The sequence below is a fragment of the Flavobacterium sp. MR2016-29 genome (genome assembly GCF_015350695.1).
Lineage (GTDB): Bacteria > Bacteroidota > Bacteroidia > Flavobacteriales > Flavobacteriaceae > Flavobacterium.
The window spans coordinates 1-8,767 of the sequence record NZ_JADKPU010000015.1 but is presented as its reverse complement, the minus strand read 5'-3'; the positions used below and the strand labels follow the sequence as shown (position 1 = coordinate 8,767).

At 32.0% G+C, this 8,767-nt stretch carries 5 protein-coding genes; 3 read left to right on the top strand and 2 right to left on the bottom strand.

Annotated elements, in window-relative coordinates:
* From IR010_RS19950 to IR010_RS19940, 3 genes are all read left to right on the top strand, one after another.
* Positions 1-1,060, top strand: a 1,060-nt coding sequence (locus tag IR010_RS19950; RefSeq protein ID WP_317174491.1) for an RHS repeat-associated core domain-containing protein, incomplete at its 5' end; no start/stop codon positions are given.
* On the top strand, positions 1,057-1,455 hold the full coding sequence (locus IR010_RS19945; RefSeq protein ID WP_194570761.1) for a hypothetical protein: 399 nt from the start codon (positions 1,057-1,059) through the stop codon (positions 1,453-1,455). The genes IR010_RS19950 and IR010_RS19945, both read left to right, overlap by 4 nt.
* Positions 1,456-1,693: 238 nt before the next feature.
* On the top strand, positions 1,694-2,740 hold the full coding sequence (locus IR010_RS19940; protein WP_194606129.1) for a tyrosine-type recombinase/integrase: 1,047 nt from the start codon (positions 1,694-1,696) through the stop codon (positions 2,738-2,740).
* Positions 2,741-2,842: 102 nt separating this feature from the next.
* Here IR010_RS19940 and IR010_RS19935 read toward each other — a convergent pair whose 3' ends face one another.
* Both IR010_RS19935 and IR010_RS19930 read right to left on the bottom strand, forming a co-directional pair.
* Positions 2,843-7,153, bottom strand: coding sequence for a T9SS sorting signal type C domain-containing protein (locus tag IR010_RS19935; protein WP_194606127.1), 4,311 nt, complete (start codon positions 7,151-7,153; stop codon positions 2,843-2,845).
* 575 nt (positions 7,154-7,728) lie between these two features.
* A partial coding sequence (locus tag IR010_RS19930; RefSeq protein WP_194606125.1) for an RHS repeat domain-containing protein occupies positions 7,729-8,767 on the bottom strand: 1,039 nt, incomplete at its 5' end.

The following is an 8,767-nucleotide window of genomic DNA, read 5'->3' as shown; positions in this document are numbered from 1 at the left end:
GGTACCCAACCGTCACGGAAGCTCGGACTCGTACCGTTATGGGTTCCAAGGACAGGAGAAAGATGATGAACTTAAAGGGGAAGGAAATTCTCTTAATTATACTTTTAGGATGCATGATCCTAGGATTGGTAGGTTTTTATCATTAGATCCTCTATCAAAACAATATGTACATAATTCACCATATGCTTTTGCTGAAAATAGAGTTATTGATGGAATTGAATTAGAAGGACTGGAGTTTTTAGATAAAGATGATGCAATGGTAGAATTGAGACATGGAGGTGTTTTTCTAAAAATTGAAAATTTTAGTAATATGACACAAAATGAAATAAATAGAGTACATAATCAAGGGAGTATAACTACAAGGAATGATGGAACACAGATTATCGGATATGATTCTCAAGTAATTGGAGAATTTTCTATCGATAATATTTCCCCAGATGTTAGTGGTGCAGGTTTGGATAATTTATTATTCGATTTTGGATCAGAAGCTGAAGGCTCAAAAGCTACATCACGAGCTAACTTTGCGAAAACTAGGATTGTTACGGGACTTAATGTGAGGGGAGAAGAAAGCAAAAGATCTATTAGAAGAAATAGAACTGTAAATGATTTATACATATCTGGAATTCCCACAAATGTAAAAATAACTGCTTCGGCAGGTTTGGCATTGGCTTTTGCAACAGAACTATATAAAAATTATGCTACTTTTACTGATGTTTTTGAAGAACAAGCTGTAAATGAGCAATCTGGATTAATTGTTAATGATGTTATGGGAGCTATTTCTTTGGCTACGAAAGCTGGTAGGATTCCAAAACAGTATCTTAATGAAAGTGATATCTCAGATATTGGGAATGTTATACTTTTTGGAGGAAATGGAAACGAAGCAAAAGAAATATTGAGAATAGGTATGGATATATATAATAATTTTACACCAGAAGGAATTAACAAGCAGTGGGCAGAATTTCTTTTGAAAGCATCAAGAGAAGATAACGGAAGTACTAACTTAAGTAAAGAACAACAAGAAGCAGTTAAAGTAAAAGATAATACAAGAGTGGCGCGATGAGAAAATTTTTAATTTTAATTTTGTTTTTTTTATTTAGCTGTGAAGCTAATGATTGTAAATACATAAGTGGTGTTTGGGCTATTAAGGAAATGAAAGTTAACAATAAAGACTTTAAAAGTTTTTTAGACGTTAATACTTTTGGATTTAATTGTGAAAACAGTTCAGGATGGTTTCAAGGATCTTATTTTTTCGAAAGAGATCCAAATATAAAATGGTTTTTAATAAAAGGGAGAAATGATGAAATTGATTCTATTAGGATAGAATCAAAAATCAAAATTTATAATGATACTTTTAAGATTAATTTGCATCAGGATAAGACAGGACAAAATACGATAGAATTAAAATCAAAAAATGTTTATATTTTAGCTTATAAAATAATTGAAAGCTATAAATAAGCGCTTTTTAGAGGTTATAAAATATAAAAAGAAATAATAGTTTAAGAAAATTATCAATGGATAGTAAGTGCTTTATTAAAGAATAACTTTGTCAGATTTAATCTGTAAATATCTGTCAGTTCCCACTCTCAAAGATGAGTAATTATAAAAACTACAACTCTAAGAGTTGTAGTTTTCTTTTAAAACCAAACCATTTGAACTCTAACCTAAAATCATATTTTTGACAAAACCAACAACCATGAAAAAAACGAGTCCACTTATTCCTTTGTTCAAACAGTTTATAAGAGAAACTGAAACAGGTAAACGACTCAAGAAAAATGGTGAAAAAATAAAACCAAGTTCGATACAAAATTATCAATATGTACTGAATAATTTGATTCAGTTTTCGAGTGATGCTAAGTTTGAATTGCGTATTTGTGATGCTTCAAAATTGGATAAACGAGAACTAACATCAGAGAAAAGTTATTGGAAAAAATTCTATCAAAAATTCACTGAATTTCTATATAAAAAAGGCTGTCACGATAATTATGTGGGAGCGAATATTAAAGTGATTCGGGTATTTTTTAATTATCTTAAAAATGATAAAGATTTGCAAACAGGCGATTTTCAGCGTTTGTTTTATGTTCGAAAAGAAGAAATAGAAATCTTTGTACTCTCACCAGAACAGCTTAAATTTTTGATTCATGATAAAGAATTTGAGCAAACTCTTATTCCGAGTTACAAACGCATCAAAGATATTTTTGTTTTTGGATGCACAACTGGACTACGGTACTCTGATATCTTTTTATTGACCAATAAAAACTTCGAGAAAATTGATGGTGAATGGTATTTAAAGCTTAAATCGAAGAAAACCAAAACCTTTAGTTTTATTAAGCTGTCGGCTTATGCTATTACCATTTTTCAGCGATATTCTACTTCTAATAATAAAGCAACTCTTTTTGGTAACACCAGCTTGTTTAATTTCAATAAAAGCTTAAAACAAATAGGAGAACTTGCTGGATTTACTTCGCCAATAGAAATTTCAAGAGAAAAGCAAGGCAAAACGCAACGCTTAGTTAAAAAGACAGATACTGTAAAAAATCGCTTTTGTGACAAAATGAGTTCACACATGATGCGAAGAACTGCTATTACCACTTTATTGATTTTAGGAATGCCAGAACATTTAGTCCGCAAAATTAGTGGACATAGTCACGCAAGTACTTCTTTTAATCGATATGTGCATTACGCACAGGCTTATATGGATAAGGAAATTGAAAAAGTGCATAGTAAGTTGGAGCATTATTAAAGGCAAATTCATAATTAATTAATTCATAACGAAATCGATATTTTCATAAAAAAAGTCCCATAATTAAATGGGACTTTTTAAAATACAATCTAACTAAACAATTTATAAGATAGCTTTTTTAATTATTGTTTTACCATTTTGTAAAGTTACTTTAACTACTACCATTTGATTATTAAAAATCAATGTAGGTGTAGAAAATTCATTTGTATTAACTTGTTCTTTCTCATAAATAAGTTTTCCGTTTAAATCAAAAACAAAAACATTATCTATAATTTCTTCAAAAGTGTTAACCTTTATTTGATTATTTTCTGCAGAAACTAGTACTTCATTTTCTAATCCAATCGCATCAGAAGCAGTATTTTTTGCTGTTTTATTTGTTTTGTTAGACGCATAATGTATAACAAAACGATTGTCATACGTACCCAGAAAGGAAACAAAATTATAAGCCCCATCTTTTAGGTTATGAAAGACTTTAAGTTTTTTATCTTCAAGATAAATTGCTTGATCCGTAAATAAACCATCAGCACTATCCAGTGCTATTGTGAAATATCCTCCTAAAAGAGAGCGATAACCTAATGGTACAACATCTGCGTTATCGAATGGAAGAGCACGTCCTTGAATAGTCAATTTATCATTTTGATTAAGACTATAAAAACTAGTATAAGAATTTCCACTCCAATCACGTGCATCAAAACGATTGTCATAATTATTGGTAGCTCCGTCAGCATAACCTATAAGAATTTGTTCAAAAGCGCCTAATGGGTTTGTTAAATTCAGCCAAAAACGATGCTTTTCTGTAGAAGCTGTTTTTCCTAGTTTCAGAAATTGCTTATTTTCTCCTTCTACACGCATGTTATTGTCAAAAACGACTGTTCCCGAAGCGATGCTTTCTGTCATAAAAGATTGGCCAGCTGCAATTTTTCCTGTAGGCTTTATGTTATTAACCCCTCCTGAAGTTTCTCCCGCTGCAGAAGCTGCAACACCTCCTAAAGCATTATAACAGGCATAATCATCTAATAAATACTTTAAGAATTGAGGCGACGTATTATTTCTCCAAAAATATATAGTACCTCCTAAGACACTACTGTTTGCACTTAAAAAAGCATCTGCATCTATTGCAGACGGATATGGATTACCAATTAAGTTTTTACTGCCACTATTTTCAACTATAAATTCATAGCGTCCATTGTTAGGAATACCCATAAATTGAACTGGCTGTGAATAAGGAAAACTTACAATTTCACCATTTGACCATTTTCCACCTTTTGGAGCGGCAATAATATAACCTTTTGCAACTGTCATAAAAGCTGATCCTTGCTCAGGTACCCAATTATTATTGTACAGGCTAAAATATTTGTTAGATAAAGTATTTGGTGATAATACATTAAGTTTTTGTTCTGCAACGGGAGAAGACCAATAAGTATAATCAGCATTTTTCATTGGTGCAGAAATACGTTTGTAAATGATATTCCCAATATTTACTGCTTCATTGATCTGAACTAAACTTGCATTGTTTTCAAATGTTAAAGAACCTTGATCTTTTACAGTAAGACCATTTTGTAATTTTAGGGTTACGCCACTTGGTACTGTAATTTTTGAAGTTGCATTAATTTGGCAAGAACAAGCGCTTATGTCTGCTGATAAAGTATAATTTACATTATCAAAAATTACATTTTTATTGCTGTCAGGAAGACCGTTCGACCACTCTCCATTATATATTGTGGTTGATGAAGAAACTTTTATGACATTCGAGTTTGGACTGGCAACAGAATTATACATTGCTCTTAATCGTACATAGTAGTTAGTTCCCGTTAAACCCATTATCTCTTCTGAATTATAACCTGAAACTTCTCTATCCAGCAACTCCGGAATTATATTGGTAAATTCTTCATCTGTCGCTACATCATATCTATATGAACTAGCATTCGGAATAGCCTCCCAATTAAGAACAAAAGATGCTTGATTACATGTCATTTCTGGCACTTCAGCTAATACTGGAGTTTGTATTGTATTTGGAATATAGTGTATTACAAAACGATCATCAAATGTTCCTTTCAAGGTACTAAATTCGTATCCTCCATTTTTTAAATTAAAATAGGTATTTGTTTTTTTGTCTTCCAAATAAATTGCTTTATTAACGAATTTGCCATCCAATTTACTAATATCTATAGAAAAAACACCATCGATTGTTGAACTGTAACCTAGTATAATACTATCAGTATCTTCTAATGGTAAAGCACGACCTTGTATTAATAAATTTGTTGTTTGGGTTTTACTGTAAAAATTAATAAAAGTGTTCCCATTAAGAGCATCGCCATCAAAACGATTGTCATATTCATTTGTTGCTCCTGGCAAATATCCAATCAAAATTTGTTTAAAAGCACCTGTTTTATTTGTAAGATTCAACCAAAAACGATGTTTTTCAATAGCCGTTTTATTGTTTTTTGTTTGTTTAAAAAACTGCCCATTATTTCCATCAGGTCTCATACCGTTGTTAAAAGTAATTGTTCCGGCTGCTGTTGAGGCGATCATAAAAGATTGTCCTGCTGCTATCTTCCCAGTTGGTTCACTATTGTTTATTCCGGAATTAATGGCAGGTCTGGTCGCAATACCGCCGACACCATTATATGCTGCATAATCATCTGACGTATATTTATTATTAGTAATTACCGTGTTGTGCGTCCATAAATAAATCGTACCGCTTAAAATACTGCTGTTATCTGCCATGAATTGATCTGCGTCAAGCGCAGATGGATACGGATTACCAACTAGACGATATTTATCTGCGGGTACCGTTTCGCCATTAATATTTCCATTATTTGGAACCCCAATAAACTTAACTTGCTGTGAATAAGGAAAACTTACAACCTCTCCATTAGGCCATGTTCCATCTTTTGGTGTACGAATAATATAACCAATGCCAGGCTCCATTACAGCAGTTCCATTATAAAGTGTAACCCACCCGTTTGGACCATAGCTGAAATATTTGTCACCAAGGGTATTTGGAGATATATTATAAAGAGTTTGATTAGAAACAGGAGACGACCAGTAAGTGTAATCAAAATTTTTCATTGGAGCTGTTATACGTTTGTAAGTAACATTACCAGAATTCGGAACATTATTAATTTGTATTAAACTCGCGTTATTTTCAAAAGTTAGGCTTCCTGCAGGATTTACTGTTAACCCATTTTCTATTTTCAAGTCAATACCTGATTGAACAACTACATTTGCTCCGGCATTCACCTGACATGAACAAGCGTTTGTATTAGTTGCGATATTGAAATCACTATTAAAAATAACATTTTTATTGATATCAGGAAGCCCGTCAGACCATACCCCATTATAGGCAGTAGTATGTGTAAAAACTGTTGAGACGTTTGAATTAGAACTTATAAAGCAATCAGATACTGCACGTAGTCTTACATAATAAGTGCCAGCGGGATTAATTCCGGTAATAGTTTCTGAAGTAACATTTCCTAAAAGTTTATTTTCGTATCCTGAAACAAAATTAGTAAAATTACTATCTGTAGCCACATCGATTCTATATCCCGTAGCATCTGGAACAGCTGTCCAGTCTTGTACAAATGAGTCTTTACTGCAAGGTAAAGGTGCATATTCTAATACAGGTATATTAATGCTTGTTGGTTGCGGATTGATAGTTACTTTATAATTTACAATACATCCGGCGCTATTTGTTATTTTAAATTCGTTAACTCCAATTGGGAGAGATAATGTAAATGTAGATGTTGAGCCACTTGCTAAAAGCTGATCATTACTTATTTTCTTTATAGTCCAAGTAGTAACTGGGAGTGATGATATGGATACACTGCCTGTTGCAACTAAACACGTAGATTGCGTAATTTGCTCTAGTATTGGATCAAATATTGTGACAGTAGCATTATTTGTTGTTATGCCAGCAGATAAACCAGTACTATTTTGAACTACTGAAATAAGTGTATAGGTTGACGTTTTGTTTTGAGTAACAGTAATTGGGCTGCCACTTATGTAATTTAAAACTGTAACATCACCTTTCGGTCCACGGAACTTTAGAGTATACGTACCACTTCCCCCTAAAACAGTAATTTTAATTCTAGCAGAAATGTCTGCACCTGTTGGTGATTTACAAAAAGCAGCTGTACCTGAATTTGCAATATCGGCTGTAAGTGCAAAAGCGGGAGATTTTTTTTCCGTTATACTAACATGTTTATTAGTATAATTTGGAATTAATTTAGAATTTTCAGCAGCAGATGTCGGAGTAAGCGAACCAAAAACGAACAATAGTATTGTTGCATATTTGAATTGTTCAAGACTATAAATTCTTTGATTAAAAGGCGTTTTTAATTCTTCTAAAGACCGCCTATATTTAGTTTTGTTTAAAAGAAATAGAAAATAAGCGAGTAGTTTTTTTTTCATAATTGTAACTGTTAAGGGGTATTAAAAAGTATGTAATGTTGATTTTATTTGTAAAGGATCTTTCATTTAAGCGTTTCATTTTTATATATCTTACTAATGTACTTTTGTGGATAGATAATAAAAATAGGTTAAAAAAATTGCGCAAAGTCAGATTAAATTTGCGCAATTTTCATATGAAAATCTTTTAAATAGCTATGACATAAATTAAAAGATATATGCCAACATTTGCGATTAACAAAAGCTATAGTAATTTAATATTGTATAATTAATTTGCTGTTTTCTTTTAAGGCATACCAAAATAAAATAAATAAGATTATACAAAAAATCAAAGAAATAAACCTTAGATACTTTTTAAATACATTATCCGAAATCTTGTAGGTTATTGTAAATAAGTATAAAATAAAACCAATAAAGATTAAAACAGAAGTACTAAAAAACATGAAAATCTTAGCTTCTCCAATACTAATTTCTTTTAATTGAGATATTTCCTCCATTGTATAGAAGATAAAAAAGAAAAACCAAATCCAATATGATAAATGCAATATTATATGTTTTAGCTTAGGTTCCATATTTTTTTATTGAACTGTAATTAAATATTTTGTAACTGGAACAGTATCACCATTTTGATTTAAATCATTGGTTTTAAACTCCTTATAATCGTATTTGACTCCTGTGTCTCTAAGAAATCCAGCCCACAAAACCGCTTGTTGTTTGCTTTCAAAAGAAACTATTTTAACATTTAGACCTTTCATTTCACTGTAATTTTTAAGGAGAGAAATATTATTTTCTTTCGAAATACCGTTTTTTTGAACGTAATCAAAAATAACACTGTCATATCCAATACTACGACCTTGTGCTTCACTTGTAGCCCTATCTAAATCATCAACATAACTTAAGTATTCTTTAGGTCTAAGATGAATGTTGTCTACTTTTGTGGCTCCAAAAGTCCAGTCGTACCACTTCATAACTAAAGCATGTTGACCAGTCCTACCTGTCTCTTTTCCATAGTTCATTCTTACACCATCCTCATTAACAAAGCTATGTGCCCAAGAATCCCCTAAAGTATGGTAAGCAGTTAAGTTACCCGAAATTATTTGCTCAAAAGAAAACTGTCTTGAAATATTTTGTTCGCCACCATGTAATGCATGACCAAATTGTTGAGCTCCTCCGCTTATCACATTACATCCCCCATCTAGCCAAGTACCTGCACCAAATCTTATTGCAAGTTCACTTTTTCCATTGGTTTGACTCATTTTATAATTATCATGAACGTGATGGTCTAAAGATTCAGCGGCTTTAGCAAGACTCAAAGCGTATTCATAACTTAAACCTTTTGATATACCATAAGCCAAAACAGTCCAAAAATGCCCATCTTCTTCCCAGTTACCATCTGAATCTTTATATCTCATAGGATTGTCAAATCCAAATCTGTAAGGTGACCAATCTGGAGCTTTCATCCTCATTTTATCAACAGCAAACCATCTTCCAACTCTAGAATCATACATTCTGGCTCCAAAATCGTAGCTATTTCCTTCACCTTTTAATTCATTATCTTTCTCCATTCCATTAAACCCATAACGGTACGAGTCCGAGCTTCCGTGACGGTTTGGTACT

Coding starts and splice junctions, on each gene's coding strand:
- IR010_RS19935 (WP_194606127.1), bottom strand. CDS start 7,153: ATGAAAAAAAAACTACTCGCTTATTTTCTATTTCTTTTAAACAAAACT.
- IR010_RS19945 (WP_194570761.1), top strand. CDS start 1,057: ATGAGAAAATTTTTAATTTTAATTTTGTTTTTTTTATTTAGCTGTGAA.
- IR010_RS19940 (WP_194606129.1), top strand. CDS start 1,694: ATGAAAAAAACGAGTCCACTTATTCCTTTGTTCAAACAGTTTATAAGA.